Origin of the sequence: Amycolatopsis keratiniphila (assembly GCF_000400635.2) — a bacterium.
Classification (GTDB): Bacteria; Actinomycetota; Actinomycetes; order Mycobacteriales; family Pseudonocardiaceae; genus Amycolatopsis; species Amycolatopsis keratiniphila.
In genome coordinates this window covers 6,987,727-7,003,800 of the sequence record NC_021252.1, presented here as the reverse complement: position 1 = coordinate 7,003,800, position 16,074 = coordinate 6,987,727, and the positions used below count along the sequence as shown (strand labels likewise).

At 70.6% G+C, this 16,074-nt stretch carries 14 protein-coding genes and 2 pseudogenes; 10 read left to right on the top strand and 6 right to left on the bottom strand.

Annotation, left to right across the window (positions count from 1 at the left end):
* Positions 1-12 precede the first annotated feature (12 nt).
* The gene (locus AORI_RS72105; RefSeq protein WP_016336520.1) at positions 13-753 is read right to left on the bottom strand and encodes an IclR family transcriptional regulator; all 741 of its coding nucleotides are present in this window, start codon (positions 751-753) and stop codon (positions 13-15) included.
* Between the two features lie 48 nt (positions 754-801).
* On the opposite strand from AORI_RS72105, the gene AORI_RS72100 reads away from it, so the two are divergent.
* From AORI_RS72100 to AORI_RS83545, 8 genes and pseudogenes are all read left to right on the top strand, one after another.
* On the top strand, positions 802-1,872 hold the full coding sequence (locus AORI_RS72100; protein WP_016336519.1) for a cupin domain-containing protein: 1,071 nt from the start codon (positions 802-804) through the stop codon (positions 1,870-1,872).
* Positions 1,869-2,699 (top strand): fumarylacetoacetate hydrolase family protein, encoded by an 831-nt coding sequence (locus tag AORI_RS72095; protein WP_016336518.1) that lies wholly within the window; start codon positions 1,869-1,871, stop codon positions 2,697-2,699. The genes AORI_RS72100 and AORI_RS72095 overlap by 4 nt, the downstream gene beginning before the upstream one ends.
* Entirely contained in the window at positions 2,696-3,283 is a 588-nt protein-coding gene (locus tag AORI_RS72090; RefSeq protein WP_016336517.1) for a maleylpyruvate isomerase N-terminal domain-containing protein, read from the top strand. Before AORI_RS72095 ends, AORI_RS72090 begins: the two co-directional genes overlap by 4 nt.
* A gap of 30 nt (positions 3,284-3,313) precedes the next feature.
* A pseudogene (locus AORI_RS84800) lies at positions 3,314-3,766 on the top strand (MFS transporter); the annotation flags it as partial.
* A gap of 55 nt (positions 3,767-3,821) precedes the next feature.
* A pseudogene (locus tag AORI_RS84630) lies at positions 3,822-4,586 on the top strand (MFS transporter); the annotation flags it as partial.
* A 30-nt stretch (positions 4,587-4,616) separates the two neighbouring features.
* Positions 4,617-6,086 carry an aldehyde dehydrogenase family protein gene (locus AORI_RS72080; RefSeq protein WP_016336514.1) on the top strand — a complete coding sequence of 490 codons (1,470 nt, stop codon included), beginning with the start codon at positions 4,617-4,619 and terminating at the stop codon, positions 6,084-6,086.
* A 15-nt stretch (positions 6,087-6,101) separates the two neighbouring features.
* Positions 6,102-6,449, top strand: coding sequence for a PadR family transcriptional regulator (locus tag AORI_RS72075; protein WP_228688223.1), 348 nt, complete (start codon positions 6,102-6,104; stop codon positions 6,447-6,449).
* Entirely contained in the window at positions 6,446-7,441 is a 996-nt protein-coding gene (locus AORI_RS83545) for a hypothetical protein (RefSeq protein ID WP_123798594.1), read from the top strand. Before AORI_RS72075 ends, AORI_RS83545 begins: the two co-directional genes overlap by 4 nt.
* Here AORI_RS83545 and AORI_RS72070 read toward each other — a convergent pair.
* Complete coding sequence (locus AORI_RS72070; protein WP_046199853.1) at positions 7,329-8,774, bottom strand: MFS transporter; 1,446 nt, start codon at positions 8,772-8,774, stop codon at positions 7,329-7,331. The two genes, AORI_RS83545 and AORI_RS72070, sit on opposite strands and share 113 nt — an antisense overlap.
* Between AORI_RS72070 and AORI_RS72065 the strand changes: the two genes are divergently transcribed.
* Together AORI_RS72065 and AORI_RS72060 are read left to right on the top strand one after the other, a co-directional pair.
* The gene (locus AORI_RS72065; RefSeq protein WP_016336511.1) at positions 8,773-9,123 is read left to right on the top strand and encodes an ArsR/SmtB family transcription factor; all 351 of its coding nucleotides are present in this window, start codon (positions 8,773-8,775) and stop codon (positions 9,121-9,123) included. The two genes, AORI_RS72070 and AORI_RS72065, sit on opposite strands and share 2 nt — an antisense overlap.
* A gap of 93 nt (positions 9,124-9,216) precedes the next feature.
* Positions 9,217-10,251, top strand: coding sequence for a helix-turn-helix domain-containing protein (locus AORI_RS72060; RefSeq protein ID WP_016336510.1), 1,035 nt, complete (start codon positions 9,217-9,219; stop codon positions 10,249-10,251).
* Here AORI_RS72060 and AORI_RS72055 read toward each other — a convergent pair.
* From AORI_RS72055 to AORI_RS72040, 4 genes are all read right to left on the bottom strand, one after another.
* The gene (locus tag AORI_RS72055) at positions 10,214-14,218 is read right to left on the bottom strand and encodes a S8 family peptidase (RefSeq protein ID WP_016336509.1); all 4,005 of its coding nucleotides are present in this window, start codon (positions 14,216-14,218) and stop codon (positions 10,214-10,216) included. The genes AORI_RS72060 and AORI_RS72055 overlap by 38 nt on opposite strands.
* Positions 14,219-14,467: 249 nt before the next feature.
* A complete protein-coding gene (locus AORI_RS72050) occupies positions 14,468-15,097 on the bottom strand; it encodes a lamin tail domain-containing protein (protein WP_043848321.1) in 630 nt (209 codons plus the stop codon).
* Between the two features lie 134 nt (positions 15,098-15,231).
* The gene (locus tag AORI_RS72045; RefSeq protein ID WP_016336507.1) at positions 15,232-15,516 is read right to left on the bottom strand and encodes a helix-turn-helix domain-containing protein; all 285 of its coding nucleotides are present in this window, start codon (positions 15,514-15,516) and stop codon (positions 15,232-15,234) included.
* 32 nt (positions 15,517-15,548) lie between these two features.
* On the bottom strand, positions 15,549-16,049 hold the full coding sequence (locus AORI_RS72040; RefSeq protein WP_016336506.1) for a lamin tail domain-containing protein: 501 nt from the start codon (positions 16,047-16,049) through the stop codon (positions 15,549-15,551).
* Positions 16,050-16,074 lie beyond the last annotated feature (25 nt).

Here is a 16,074-nt window from a genome sequence, read left to right as displayed (position 1 = left end):
CGTGCGGCGGGTTCACGACTCGGTCGCGAGTTCCTCCTCGACCCTGGCCGCCGCGGTCTTGAGCAGTGCGACCCATTCCTGGACCGGGTCGGCGCGGAAGCGCGTGGTCGGCATGGCCAGCGCCATGGCGCCGCACGACGGCCCGTCCGGGCTTCGCACGGCGACTCCGATCGCCGTGAGGCCCTTCTCGGTGCGCTGGTCGTTGATGGCGAAGCCCTTGGCGCGTACCCGCGACAACTCGCGGTGGAGGCGGCGGCCGTCGACGTCCTCGTCGCGGTAGAGCTCGATGAGCTCCTCGGCGGTCTTCTCGGCCAGGATGGCCCGGCCACCGGCGGTGTGGTGCAGCGGCATGACGAAACCCGTGCGATCGGCGACGCGCAGGGTCCGGGTGCATTCCACGGTGGAGATGAAGCGGGCGTCGGTCCCGACGGGCACGAGCAGGGTGACCGTCTCGTCGACGAGCTCCATGAGCCGGCGCATGCGGGGCCGCGCGACCCGCCACAGCCGCTGGGCGCCGGGGTCGGGTGCCTCGACGGGTCTGAGCATCGGGCCGGGCCGGTAGAGCCGGTCGGCGTCCTGGGTCGCGAACTCGCGATAGACCAGCGACGTCAGCAGCCGGTGTGCCGTCGAGGGGGCGATCGAGATCCGCTGGGCGATGTCCACCAGCCGCAGCGGTCCCTCCTGCTGAAGCAGGATGGCGACCTGCAACGCGTGATCGACCGAGTTCAGCAGCGACGTCGGAGGATTCCGCATAGAGGAAAAGTATAGCTACCCCCATCGTCCTCGGAGATCGTTCCGGTCATGTCCTCCGCACTGGAATCGACCCCCGAGCTGGACCGGCTCTACTCCCGTTTCGAAGAGGAATCCCTCGTGCCACTGTGGTGCGAGATCGGCGACCTCATGCCAGCCACCCCCAGATCGGCGGCGCTGCCGCATCGATGGTCCTGGGACTCGCTCTCCGCGATGGCCGCGCAGGCGGGTGTCCTGGTTCCGGTGGGCCGCGGCGGGGAGCGCCGGGCGCTGGCACTGGCGAACCCCGGGCTCGGGGGACGTCCCTTCGCCACCCCCACGTTGTGGGCGGCGATCCAGTACCTCAACCCCGGCGAGGACGCGCCGGTGCACCGGCACACGCAGAACGCGTTCCGGTTCGTCGTCGAGGGCGAGGGCGAGGGCGTGTGGACCGTGGTCGACGGCGACCCGGTCGCGATGCGCCGCGGCGATTTCCTGCCGCAGGGCGGCTGGCACTGGCACGGCCACCTCAACACCAGCGATGCCCCGATGGCCTGGATCGACGGCCTGGACATCCCCTTCGCCTACGCCACCGACTCCACGTTCTTCGAGTTCGGGCCAGACCAGGTGGGCGACGTCGGCACCCCGGAGCGGTCGCGTTCGGAGCGGCTGTGGGGACACCCGGGGCTGCGCCCGCTGACCCATCTGGCCCCTTCGCCCAAGACGCCGCTGCTCGCCTACCGCTGGGAGCACACCGACCGGGCGCTGCGTGAGCAACTGGAGCTGGAAGCGGAGGGCCATCCGGCCACGCCGGAGCCCGGGCACGCGGCGGTGCGGTTCACCAATCCCACGACCGGCGGCGACGTGATGCCGACCCTGCGTACCCAGTTCCACCGGCTCGCCCCGGACACCGCCACCGCGGACCGCCGCGAGGTGGGCTCGGCCGTCTTCCAGGTCTTCGAAGGATCGGCCCGGGTCACGGTCGGCGACTCGGCCTGGCACGTCGACCGCGGTGATCTGTTCGTCGTCCCGTCCTGGCAGCCACTCTCCATCGCCACCGAACACGGGGCCGACCTGTTCGAGTTCACCGACGCACCGATCTACGAGCGGCTCGACCTCGCACGGGCAGGGAGCGCACGATGAGACTGGCCACGATCCTGGTCGACGGCACCAGCCGCGCCGCCCGCGTCGACGGCGGAACGTACACGGCATTGGCCGCGGCCGATGTCCGCGAGTTGCTCGAAGATCCTTCGTGGCGGACGAAAGCGCAGGAGCCGGGGAAGCGGTACACCGCCGCGGAGGTGCGGCTCGCGCCGGTGGTCCCGGCGCCGGGCAAAATCGTCTGTGTCGGCCTGAACTACCGGACCCACATCCTCGAGATGGGGCGCGACCTTCCCGAATACCCCACCCTGTTCGCGAAATTCGCCGACACCCTCATCGGCGCCCACGACGACATCGTCCTCCCGCCGGAATCCGATTCGGTCGACTGGGAGGCGGAGCTGTGCGTGGTCGTCGGTGCCACGGTCCGCCGTGCGACGTCCGGGCAGGCGGCCGCCGCGATCGCGGGATTCACGGTGCTCAACGACGTTTCGATGCGCGATTGGCAGTTCCGCACCCGGGAATGGTTGCAGGGAAAGAACTTCGAGGCCAGCACGCCGATCGGGCCGGTGCTGGTCACACCCGACGAGCTGCCGGGAGGCGTCCGGCCGGAGTTGGCCATCACCACCGCGGTGGACGGCGAGGAGATGCAGCGCGCCGACACCGGCGACCTGGTCTTCGATCCGGTCGCGCTGGTGGAGTACGTCTCGACGATGATCACGCTGCGCCCCGGCGACGTGATCGCCACCGGCACGCCGGGCGGCGTCGGCCACGCCCGGAAACCGGCGCGCTACCTGACCGCGGGAAGCAAGGTCGTCACCACGATCGAGCACATCGGCTCGCTGGAGAACACGGTGAGGTCCGAGTCGTGACGGCGTCCTCCGCCACGTACCTGGAGTGGATGAGGGCGGGAACCGAGCGGCTCCTCGGGATCGTCGACGGGCTGGCGGAACCGCGGTTCGCCGAGCCGTCGCCGCTGCCGGGGTGGACCGTCGGCCATCTCGTCGCCCACCTCCACTACAACGCGTGTGCCTTGGGGCGGCTGGCTTCGTGGGCCGCCACCGGGGTCGAGAGCCCGATGTACGACGGCGCGGGGCAGCGTGAGCGGGAGATCTCCACCGGGGCGGCCCTGCCGCCCGCGGAGCTGAAGGATCTGGTGCGCGAGTCGGCGGCCGAACTCGACGGACTCTTGTCCGCACTGACCGACAAGCAGTGGGCGCGCCAGGTCGTCACCGCTCAGGGCCGCACGGTTTCCGCCGAGGAGATCCCCTGGCTCCGGGTCCGCGAGGTCGTGGTCCATGGGGTGGATCTGGGCGGCACCTGGGAGTGGCCGGAGGAACTGCTGAGGGCGCTGGACTTCGAGATCGTCGAGCAGCGTCTCGCCCGGGGCCAGGCCGCCGCGCTCGCGGGCGTTCTCACGGGCCGATCGCGCGAGTCCCTCCCGCCTTGGCTCTAGGCCTTTCCGACCCCGAAACGAGGAACCGGCATGCAGGATCAGACCGTCGCCCCGGCCGGTCGCGCGGCGATGCGCGTGACGTTGCTGTGCTGGATCATCGTGGTGATCGAAGGCTATGACATCGTCGCCTTCGGCACCGTCGTCCCCGTGCTGCTGGAGAATCCGGGAAACGGCTTCACCCCGGAGAACATCGGCTGGATCGGCTCGGCCGTCTTCGTCGGCGCGATGACCGGGGCGCTGTCCTCGGGTGCGCTCTCCGATCGTTACGGCCGCCGGCCCGTCGCCATCGCGGCGGTCGCGGTCTTCACCTTGTTCACCGTTTTGTGCGGAGCGGTCGACAGTGTCTGGCCGCTGGCGCTGTTCCGGCTGCTCGCCGGACTGGGCATCGGGGCGATCATGCCCGCGGCGTCCGCGCTCACGCTGGAGTACGCGATCCCGCGGTATCGCACCCTGACCTACACGCTGATGCTGTCCGGCGTGCCGGTCGGTGGCGTACTCGCCGCGGTGACGGCGTTGCCGGTCATCCCGGTCTGGGGGGTGGGAGGCGATGTTCCTGCTCGCCGGCGCGCCCGGCGTGCTCTGCCTGGTCATCACCGCCAGGTACCTTCCCGAGTCGCCCAGGTTCCTCGACAGCGTCGGGCGCCACGACCACGCGTCGGCCGTCCGCGCCCGGTTCGGGCTGGACGTGCCCGCGGTGGTCACGCTGGAGAAGGCCGAGGGGATCTTCGGCCGGTCCTACCGGGGCGCGTCGATCGTGTTCGCCACCGCGACCTTCTGCGGGCTCTTCGCCTGGTACGGGCTCGCCACCTGGCTGCCCGGCCTGATGTCCAAGGCGGGCTACGCGCTCGACTCGTCCCTGGTCTTCCTGCTCGTCCTCAACCTCGGGGCGGTGGCGGGCTCGCTGGTCCTCGCCGCCGCGACCGACCGGTGGAGCAACCGGCCCGTCGTCGTCCTCACCTACCTCGGCATGGCCGCCGCTTTGCTGGTGCTCTCGATCAAGCTGCCGTCCGCCCCGCTGCTGGTCTGCATCGCCGTGGCAGGCGTCGGCGGGCACGGCGGTCAGATCCTGATCAACGCCTTCGTCAGCGCGTCGTACCCGACCGGCCGCCGTGCTCGGGCCCTCGGCTGGTCCCTCGGCGCCGGGCGCACCGGCACGATCGTCGGACCGATCGTCATCGGGTGGCTGGTCAGCGGCCGTGACCCGCTGACGGGATTCGCCGTCTTCGCCGGACTTGCCGTGACCGCCGCGATTCTGCTGGCGCTGTGTCCCCGGACGCCCGCTCTCCGTTCCCTCGGCGATTGACCTTTCCCTTTCACAGAACGGTTTTCGAGTATGACGACAGCACTCCCGCACGCGCGGCACTTCATCGACGGCGTCTGGCAGGACTCCACGAGCACCGGTACGTCCACCGGGCCGGCCACCGGTGAAGCCCTCGGCACCTTCGCCGATGGCGGTCGCGCGGAGGCCCAGGCTGCGGTCGAGGCCGCCCGGGCCGCCTTCGAGCGCGCCTCCTGGTCCCGCGACCGCCAGACGCGAGCGACCGCGCTGCTGCGGCTGGCCGATCGCCTGGAGGCACGCCGCGACGACTTTGTTTCGTTGCTGGCGAAGGAGAACGGCAAGACTCTCGGCGAGGCCGCGTTCGAGGTCGACATGTGCGCCCCCAAGCTCCGCTACGCCGCGGCCCTGGCTCTGGTCGACAGTGGCCGGTCGGCCGAGGTGCGGCCCGGATACTTCAGCAGCACCTTGCCCGAGCCGATCGGTGTCGCGGGCGTCATCGTGCCGTGGAACTCCCCGGTGGTGCTGGCCGTGCGGTCGTTCGCGCCGGCCCTCGCCGCCGGCTGCACCGTGGCGATGAAGATGCCCGGGCGGACGGCACTGGTCAACGGAGTCCTCGCCGAGGTCGTCGCCGAGACCCCGGAGTTGCCTCCTGGCGTCCTCAACCTCTTCACCGAATCCGGCGACGACGGCGCGCGGGAGCTGGTTTCCTCTTCCGGCACCGCGGCGATCAGCTACACCGGGAGCACCGCCGTGGGCCGCGTCATCATGGCCGAGGGGGCACGGACCCTGAAGCGCCTTTCGCTCGAACTCGGCGGCAAGACGCCGATGATCGTGTTCGACGACGCCGACCTCGATGCCGCCGTCCCGGTGCTGACCGCGGCGATCACGACCTTCGCCGGTCAGTTCTGCATGACCGGCAGCAGGATCCTTGCCCACGAAGCGATCGCGGGCGAGTTGCGCGAGCGTCTCGTCGAGGCGCTGTCGGCCGTCCGGCTGGGCCCGGGCGACGACCCGGACAGCCGGATGGGGCCCATGATCGACCGGGAAGCCGTGGACCGGGTCGACCGGATCGTCCAGGAGGCCGCCCGCACGGCCACGGTGCTGGTGCGCGGGGGCCCGGTCGAGGACGGCCCGCTCGCGGGAGGCGCCTACTACCGGCCCAGCCTGCTGGAGCCCCGAAGCCCGGACGACGACATCGTGCGGCGTGAGGTGTTCGGTCCGGTCGCCACCTTCGAAGTCTTCCGCACCGAGGACGAGGCCGTGAGGCTGGCGAACGGCACCGAATTCGGTCTCGCCGCGTCGGTGTGGACCACGAACGCCGACCGGCCGCTGCGGCTCGCGCGGGAACTGAAGGCGGGCACGGTGTGGACCAACGCCTGGGCGGTGGTCCACGACGAGTTCGAGGAGGGCGGCTTCGGGCAGAGCGGGATCGGCCGGCTCAACGGTCCGCGCAGCCTCGAGGCGTTCCAGGAGATCAAGCACCTGGTCCGCGTCGCTCCGGCGGTGGCACAATATATCGGATAGCGATATATTGTGCCCATGGTTGGTCGAACGATGACGGAGCAGGCGTTCTTCGTCCTCACCGCGCTTGTGGACACGCCACGTCATGGGTACGGGATCGTCGGCGAGGTGGGGGATCTCTCGGACGGGCGGGTGAAGCTGAAGGTGGGCACGCTGTACGGCGTGCTGGATCGGCTGGTCGCGGACGGCCTGGTCGAGCCGGACCGGGAGGAGGTCGCCAACGGGCGGCTCCGCCGGTACTACCGGCTGACCGAAGACGGCCGCACGGCGCTCACCGCCGAGGTCCGGCGGCAGACCGCGAACGCCCGCGCCGCCTCGGAACGGCTGCGCGCGTGGCGGCCTGCGGACACCGGCGGCCTGGCGTGAACCGCCTGGAGGAGCGGTACCGGCGGGTGCTGCGGCTGCTGCCCGCCTCTTATCGGCGGGCGTGGGAGGAGGACATGGTCGCCACCTTCCTGTATAGCGAGATGCCCGAGGACGCCGAGGACGCGGAGTTCGCCGCCGACCACGGCCGGCCGAGCCGGCCGGAGGTGGCGAGCGTCGTGGCGCTCGCGGTGCGGCTGCGGTTGGGAGGTGACGGCGCGCCACTCCGCTACCTCGTCTGGGGTGAGACGGTCCGGCGGCTGGCGCTGGTGGGGTTGCTCGTGCAAGCGGTGGCCGCCGTGGCGGGTATCGGGGCGCGGCTGTGGTTTCCCTCGGTGCCGAATCCCGTCGCGGCCGACGTGCAGGCCCTGCTCGGCTTGGTCTGGGTGGCGGCCTATCTGTGCCTGGTGACCGGCCGGTGGCGCGCGGCGCGGTGGCTCGCGGTGACGGCGCTGGCTCAAGCCTCGGTTTTCTTCGGCGTGGATCTCGTGGCCGTCGAGGGTGCGTACGGGCTGTCGGGGACCGTCGGACTCCTGCTGGAGGCGCTGCCGGTGGTGGCATTGGTCGCGTTCCATCGGCAGGCCCCACCGGTGAAAGCGCGGCCGTGGCTCGTCGCGCTGCTTGCCGGCGTCGGCCTCCTGACGGTCGCGACGCTGGTCACCTACGTCAGCGTTCCGGTGCTCGTGGACTGGCCGGGCGTGGTCTGTGTGGCGGTCTTCGCCGCCGTGGTCGTGTATTTGAGCGTGCCTCGTCTGGGCTGGCGGAGTGCCGCGGTGTCGTGGTCGACGACGCTCGCTTTGCTCGCGCTGGTCGCCCTCGTGCAGCGGGTCGTGACGCTGCTGGATTACCTCCGGCTCGCGGCCCGCACCGCGGAACTGGACCTCATGATCGCGATCGCCGCCGGGCAGACCGTGGCGGTTCTGGCGGTAGCGGTACCGCTCGCGATGCTCGCCGCCAAGGCCGTGCGCGCGTTGCCGCCGGTCGCCGCCCGGTGATGCGCGCGAAAGGCTGACTTGGCCGGTGAGTGACCGGGGTGAAGGCTCCCTTCACCGCATTAGACGCGGTGAAGGGAGCCCTCGCATCGTCGTTTCGAGGCCACGCGCGGACGGCTGTGACGAAGCCGATCACGCCGAGCGCGCCGAGGACGAGCCAGGTGACGGTGAATCCGGCGTCGGTGGCGAGCCGTCCGGCGATCGGGTAGGCGATCAGCCAGCAGGCGTGGGAAAGCGAGAACCGGGCGGCGAAGATCGCGGGCCGGTCGGCGGGACGGCTGGACCTGCGCAGCACCCGGCCCACGGGGGTGAGGACGAGCCCGGCGCCGAGTCCGATCACGGCCCACACGGCCGGCGCGGCGGCTCCGCGCCAGCCGCCGGAGTCCACTGTGGACAGCGCGATGGCGCCGGTCAGTCCGGCGAGCAGGGTGCCGCCGCCGGTGAGCATGACGGTGCGGTCGGGGATCCCGTCGAGTACGCGGGGGAGCAGGAGCGCGGCCAGGATGGTCCCGGCGCCGTTGGCCGCCAGCAGCAGGGCGACGTCGGCCTGTGATCCGCCGAGGGTGTCCTGGACGTAGTTCACGGTGTTGACCATGACCACGGAGCCGGCCGCCGCGACCACCAGGTCCAGGCCGAGTGTGCCCCGCAGGCGCGGGGTCGCGGTGTACAGCTTGATCCCGGCAGCGGTGCGCTCCCAGGCCCCGCCGCGGTCGCCGCGCGCCGCGTCCGGGATCCGGGTGCTCAGCACCAGCGCGGCGGACACTGCGAAACCGATCGAAGTGCCGGTGAACAGCCAGTGGAAGGACACGAGACTGAGCACGGCGGCGGCCAGGAGCGGGCTGAGGAGGCTCTCCGTCGTCGAGGCCAGCTGGGACAGCGAAAGTGCCTTCGTGTAGTCGCGTTCGTCGGGAAGGAGGTCGGGGAGCACGGCCTGGAACGCCGGGGTGAACGCGGCCGACGCGGACTGGAGCACCACGATCAGGACGTAGACGTGCCAGACCTGGTCGACGAACGGCAGCGCGAGCACCACCAGCGCGCGGACCACGTCCAGGGTGACGAGGAAGAAGCGGCGCGGCACCCGGTCGGCGTAGGCGACGGCGAGCGGCGCCACCGTGACGTAGGTGATCATCTTGACGGCCAGCGCGGTGCCCAGGACGGCGCCCGCGCGGGACCCCGCCAAGTCGTAGGCCAGCAACCCGAGCGCTACGGTCGTCAGTCCAGTGCCGAACAGCGCGACCAGCTGCGCCCCGAACAGATGCCGGTAGTCACGATGACCGAACAGCGACACGCTCCCCGGCTCCTCTCGCACGGCGTCCCTTCCATGATAGGTGCTCATGTACGCACATGACGAATCCGGCGACCAGTGGTCCCACCTGCCGCCGGACGACCAGGTCGAAGCCGCGTCCACCGCCCTGCGGATGCTGGCGGATCCCACCCGGATGCGGATGCTGTGGCTGATCAGCGGCGAGGAGTACGACGTCGCGTCGCTGGCGGCCGCGGTGGACATCGCACGTCCGGCGGTGTCGCAGCATCTGGCCAAGCTCAAGCTGGCCGGTTTGGTCACCCAGCGCAGGGATGGCCGCCGGATCCTCTACCGGGCCCGCGGCGGGCACGTCCGTCGCCTGCTGGCGGAGGTCATGAACGCGGCCGATCACCATCTCCACGGGATTCCGGACCACGACTGACCACAGTGGACGGTCAGGGCATGGTCCCTTTTACCCGCCGGATTCCAGCGGTATGGTCGGACGAAGGCGACCGCGGCTGCGGCGGGAGACGATTTGCTGGACATCATCGGGCTGAGTGAAACCGACGTCGAGGTCTACGATGCTTTCGCCGGCACCGGTTCGCTGACCGTCGCCGAAATCCGGCAACGCACCGGGATGGCCCGGCAACGGCTGCTCCGGGTCCTGCACGTGCTGACCGAAAAAGGTTTGCTCGTCAGGCTTCCCGGCCCGGCGGAGGCGTATTCGGCGGTGCGGCCGGAGATCGCGCTGGACGCGATGCTCCGGTTGAAGGAGCAGGAACTCGCGAGCGCCCGGCTGGTCGCCGACCGGTTGCGCGAACGGTACCGGGCGACGTCCGGCGAACGCCCCGTCGATCTCATCGAGGTGATCCACGGCGACGCGCTCATCGCCGACCGGGCCGATCGGTTGCTGCGCTCGGCCGAGCGGGAGGTCGCCTTCGTCGACAAACCGCCATACGCGCAGACGCCGAGTGTGCTCCATCCCGCCGAACGTGATCTTCTCGGCCGAGGGGTGCGCTTTCGCGGGGTGTACGAGCGCAGTGCGCTGGAGATGCACGACCTGTCATCGGACCTCGAGGCGGGCCTCGCGCTCGGCGAGGAGGCCCGGGTGGTCACCATCGCCCCGCTCAAGATGATCGTGGTCGACCGGCGCGTCGGACTGGTGCCGCTGCGTTCCGATCTCCCCGAGGTCGGCGCGGCGCTGGTGATCCGTCCGTGCGCCCTGCTCGACGCGCTCAGCGCGGTCTTCGACTTCCTTTGGCAGACAGGGCTTCCCCTGCGCCTGCCCGGTTCGGCGGAACTGGCGGACGTCGCGCCTTCCGACGACGCCCGCCTGCTCGCCCTGCTGACCACGGGGCTGCCGGACCGGAGCATCGCCAAACAACTCGGCATGAGCTACCGGACCTTCCAGCGACGCCTGCGCGATCTCATGACCACCCTCGGGGCGACGACCCGGTTCCAGGCCGGGCTTCAGGTCGCGACCCGGGGTTGGGTCACCTTGCCGGCGACCCAACCCACTCAGGACGAGGACGTCAGCGAACGCGAGGGTTCGCCTTCGCCACCTCCGTGAGCGCGTAGGCCCGCTGGACCGTCCGCGTCACGGTGTTTCCCGAGCTGTCCCGCGCTTCCGAGCGCAACCAGACGAACCCGTCGGTCGTGTCGAGTCGCGGGTGGGCCACCGTCACCGACCAGAGTCCGTTCCCACCCGGACGGACGGTCGCCGTCGCCCAGGTGCGCCCGCCGTCCGTCGACGACGACACCTGCAGCCGCGTCACCGGTCCGCCGCCCCGTGCGCCGCTGTGCGAGCCGGCGGACACGTCGAAGGTGAACGGCCGTCCGGCCGGTGCGCGGCCGCCGAGATCCAGTGGCAACCGGTGGTCCAGCTGGATGAGCGGCTGGAAGGAACACGACTTTCCCGAGCCGTGACAGGAGAATCCGAGCGGTGCCGCGGCATCGGACCGCGCCGAGGCGAACGTCCACGACGTATCGGTCCTCGGGGCGTGCTGGAACAGCGCGCCACTCGGGATGCCGACCTGCGCCTGGCCGGGCATCACGTCGGTCACGTCCAGCCGGTAGGTGGCCGGGGCCGGTGCGAGCCGGAACTCCGGGATGAGCGCGAGCGGATCGTCCGCATTGGATCGCGGGATCTCGACCCCGTCCCGGTACAACCGGGCCGTGGTCGCCGCGAAGTACCGCGCGTTCTCGTAGGGATTCGAGTAGTGCCCGCCCGAACCGGCGCCCGCCGTACCGTCCATCCACTGCAGGCCGGGCACGAACAGGTCGGGATCCGTGCCACCGCGGCACATCGAGCACAGCACCGCCCAGCCGGTGGCCGTCGCCGGATAGCGGGCCGGATGGTCGGCGGGCAGTTCCACCGCGCCGCCGTGCAGCGGTGCGCGGAACCAGTACTCGTCCGGCCTCGACCGCTCGCCCGCGCGGTAGATGTTCTGCGCGTTCATGCTCAGCGCGGCGCGACGGCCCGCGGCGTCGTTGCCGGACAGGGTGACGACCCGTTTCCAGACCAGCCGATCGTCCGCCGGTCCGGTGTACTCGGTCCACGAGCCGGGAACCGGGATCTTCGTGCCCTGCACCGCCTGCGTCTTCCACAGGCCGGTCGGGAAGGCGTACCAGTTCTTCTGTCCGGTCAGTCCCGGTTTTTCGGCGTGGTAGCCGGTTTTCGTGGCGACCAGGGTCTTCTGGTCGACCCGCCGGACGAGCTCCTTCGGCACCCCGTTGGCGTCGAGGTAGCTGAGGTTGTACATCACGTCCGGAGCGGCGCGCACCAGCAGGCGCACCGAAACGGCACCGGCGGTCCGCAGCTTTTCGCCTTCGTCCCAGCCGAGGGACAAGGTCGGCACCACCGCGCTGCTGAGACCCGGAACGCTCAGCGAACCCGGCGAACCGGCGTACGGGATCAGTGCCGCCCCACCAGCGGCGGACACCGCGCGTGCCGCGTTCGCGATGCCCGCGGAGACCGCGCTCACCGGGTCCGGTGCCCCGGCCGGGACCGGAATCCTCACCAGGACGGCCTTTCCGCGGACGTCGAGACCGGTCAGGTCACCCGCGCCGCCGAACACGACCGGCAGCGTTCGCTCACCGGGTGATTTCGCCGTCAACGTCGGCACGTCGTACGCCGGGTTCAGCACGGCCGAGGCGCCGCCGGCGATCCGCATCTCGACCGCGGTCTGGGCCAGTGTCGCGCTGTCCTGCAACGAAATCGCACCCGCCGACGTGGCCGCCGCCGGTGTCACACGCACTTCCCAGCCCGCGCCCGAGGCCAATCCGGCTTCGCCGACGTAGCCGTTCACCCCCGCACCGCCGGGGATCACGCGCCGCAGCATCACCGTGCGGTCACGCAGATCGGTGGGAGTGGGCGTGATCAGCCCGGCGGGGACGGCGCTCGCCGCGTTCAGCGCGATCTCCGCCGGGCCTGTGACGGCGACCTGCGTCGCGCTCATCGCCGACCATCGGCGCACCGTCAGCCCCCGCTCCATCACCCAGCCGAGCGCCGAATAGCGGCCGGCGGGCACGAGCACCCGGCCGACCCCGTCGACCAGGCCGACCTGCTGGCCGACCTGGTCGAGGAACGGGTCGTTGCGGTTGCCCGCACCGGCCGCGTCGTCGATCAGCTGGGCCGACGCGGACTGGGCGGGCCCACCCGCCGAATCCCGTACCCGGATCGTCACCGGGAACAGCTCGGCAGCGTTGTAGGTGCTCACGGGTGTCCGCACCGCGTTGGTCCCGTCCGCGGTCGTGGCCACGACGTCGCCGCCGTAGACGCCCGCCGTTCCTTCGTTCGGGTTCACGGCGAGATCGACGGTGGTGCTCGACTTCGGCGGGATCGACAGCTCCGTCTTCGCCAGGCGCATCCCGGTACCCGGAGCGGCGCCGCCGTCCCACGGCCGCACGGTCAGCTTCAGATTCAGGTTCAGCGGCCGGTCCCCGGTGTTGGTGTAGGACAACTGCCGGACGACCTGTGCCGAGGCGTTGGTGGTCCGCTCGTTGCGGCCGAAGCTCGCGACGGCGGTGCCGGTCGCCTTCTGCGACACGGCCCGCGCGACGTCGAGGAGTCCGGCGCCCTGCTCGAACCAGCGAAGGCCGACGTCCTTGGCCGTGGTGACGAGCGAGTTCTTCAGTGCCTGCCAGGTCAGCCCTGGTCGTTGCTGCAGCAGGATCGCCGCGGCGCCCGCGACGTGCGGAGTCGCCATGGAAGTGCCCGACGCGGCGGTGTACGAGCCGTCGACCGGTTCGCCCATGGCCGTGTCCGCGGCCCGGGCGGCGACGATCCCCACGCCGGGCGCGGTGATCTCCGGCTTGACCGAGGCGTCCCGCAGCCGCGGACCGCGGCTGCTGAACCACGCGATCTTGTCGTCCCGGTCGAGCGCCCCGACGGTGAGCGCGGACGTCGCCGCCCCCGGGGTCGTGACGGTCCGGTCGCCCGGCCCGGAATTCCCGGCCGCGACCACGAACAGCGTGCCGGACTTCGCCGAAAGCGAGTCGATCTGCTCGCTCATCGGGTCGGCCCCGTCGCTGACGCCGGCGCCCAGGCTGAGGTTCACGATCTTCGCGCCCTGCGCGACGGCCCAGTCGATCCCGGCCATCACCTGTGCGGTGTCACCCTCGCCGGAGGCGTCGAAAACCTTGGCCACCACCAGCTTCGCGTCCGGTGCCACACCTTTGTACCGGCCGTCCGAGGCCGCACCGGTACCCGCGACGATCGACGCGACGTGCGTGCCGTGGCCGTGGCGGTCGACGACGTCGCCTTCCCCGCTGAAATCCGCGGAGGCGACCGTCTTGCCCGCCAGATCGGGATGGTTCTCGTCGATCCCGGTGTCCACCACCGCGACCGTGGTCCCCTTCCCGGTCCAGCCGCCGCTCCACGCCGACGGCGCGCCGACCCGCGCGGTGCTCTTGTCCAGCGTCACCCGGACCTTCCTGTCCAGCCGGACTTGTGAGATCCCTTGGTTCAACACGGGTTTCCCGCTCGCGTCGAACGCGACGAGGGAACGCCAGAACTCCGCCGTCCCCGCCTTCTTGACCTGTACTCCCACCCCGTTGACCGTGACGAGCGGGGTGAGCCGCTGGGTTTGCGGAAGCGCCTTCGCCTTCGCGTCCAGAGTCTGAGCGGACAGCCCCGGCCGGTCGCCGTAACGCACGATGACGGGGATCGTGGTGCTCGCCGCGTCGTCGCGCCGGTCTCCGACGAGCGCGGTGACGTTGAACAGCTCCGGGCTCAGCAATCCCTTGCCGACGAACGGAAGCGCGTCCGACGGATACACCATCAGCCCTTCGGCCGTGGTCGTGATCTGGAACGCCGGGCTCGGCCGGTCCGGCCGTACCGCCGGTTCGACCTGTGCGGTGCCGTGCCCGGCGCCGTCTCGTTCGTAGGTCACCACGTCGCCGGTGAGCAACGTGACGCGATGGACGTCCGGCCGCCCGGTGACGGGAGCGGGGCCGGATACGGCGGCGGTCGCGACGGTCGCGATCACCGGTAGAGGGGTCAGGGCGACCAGTGCGGAGGCCGCCAGAATCGCCACCGGGTGCCAGGGGTGTCTCGTCAGGTGAGGGGAACGGGGGAACATCGAGCCTCACTCTCCTCGGATAGTGAGAAGCGGCCGTGGACACGGCCGCCGCGAAGATGGAGTTTCCCGAGGATGAGGCAGGAGTTCGGAGATGAACACAATTCTCGCTGGCGGTATGTCGCCGTTGGCGAGATACCGCCATGGAAGGGCCCGGACCGCCGACGGCGGCCCGGGCCCGGTCGAGACGGGTCGGTCCTGTGGGACTTACAGACCCGGGGTGCGCAGCTGCAGCGAGAAGTCCTGCCGGTTGTTGTCGGTGTCGGTGCTCAGGATGTTGCGGGTGTTCGCCGCGTTGAGCTGATCGGTGACGGCGTTCTCCGGGATGGCGGCCTGGCCTTCACGCGGGGTCACGACCGCGTTGCTGAAGGCCACACCGTCGATCTTCGCGCTCGCCATGTTCTGCAGCGAGAGGCCACCGGCGGTCGGGATGCCCTCGGCGCCGGTCAGCGTGAAGGGGATGACGTAGGTCTGGTCGACGATGGTGCCGGAGAAGTTCTGCCCGACCAGGACCGCGTACTGGCCCGCGTTGCCCTTCGGCTGCAGGATCGTGCCCGCCGGCAGGACGATCGTGTCGGTCACGACGTTCGACGGCGAGTAGATCCGGATCACGTAGCCGCTCACGTCCTGAGGCTGGTTCGAGACGTTGCGCAGCTCGATGAATTCGTCGAGCAGACCGTTCACGCCGCGGGTCGAAACCTCGTTGATGACCACGGTGGACGAGACGAGCGGCGCGGCCTCGGTGCCCTCGCTCTCGCCTGCCGCGTTCGCGACACCACCGGCCATACCCATCGCCAGCATCGCGAATACCGCCGAAGCGCCCAGAATTCGTCGCACGGGAAATTCCTTTCAGCTTGGTTTTCGGGGGGATTCGTCCGTCGGTCCGGAATTCTTTCCGCCGGTGCCGACATGACAATCATGCGAGAACCGCGGTGCCGCCGGGAAGGGGCCAATTTTCCGGTACTTTCGCGTCACGCGATAAATGTCCGGCGGCGCCTTCTCGCGACCGCGGCGGCGAGCTCGAGTTCATGGCTGGACGTGTCCAGCACATCGCCGAGCCATTGCCGCCAATAGGGACCGGGAATGCGTTTTCCCCGCTCCCAGCGGGAAATCTCCTCCCTGGTCACGCTGTCGTTGCCGGAGAGGGTGTGCAACCTCACGACCAGGTCACCTTGCGACCATCCTTTCGCGATTCGCTGTTCGGTGAGCAGTTCGCCCAGCGGGGTCCCGTCCCCGCGTTCGCTGTACGCGGTCACGACCGCACCTTTCTCGTACTGGCGGAGCGCTCTCAGTGGGGTGGTCGCACGCAGCCGAAGTCGGCCTTGTTGTTGTCGGTGTCGCGGCTGGCGGCGTCCCTCGCCTGGGCGAGCCCGGGACAGGAGACGGCGGCCTGGTTCTCGCGGCAGGGCGACGACGGCGCCCATCCGACACTGTCGACCTTGGCCCCGCGCCGGTCCAGCAGCATCTCGCCGTCCCCGGCGATCGTCTCGACGACCAGCTGCTGGACCGGCCCGCCGAAACCCTGCGCGGTGATGAGGAAGTGTTCACCGGCGGGGATCTCGCTTCCGGCGGGCATGGTGGCCAGCTCGACAGGCGCGGCTCCGCCCGTGCACGCCTGAACGGACCAGCCACCGATGTCGAGGGTGGCGGCGCCGGTGTTGTGCAGGTCGATGTACCCTGCCGGGCCGCCGAGCACCTCGTGGATCTTGACCGACGAAGCCCGCACGGTGTCCGGGGCGGGGGTTCCGGCGAGCGCGAGGAGCAGGAACAGGGAACCTGGCTTCGTCATGCAGGCAACGCTAGGAAAACGATCT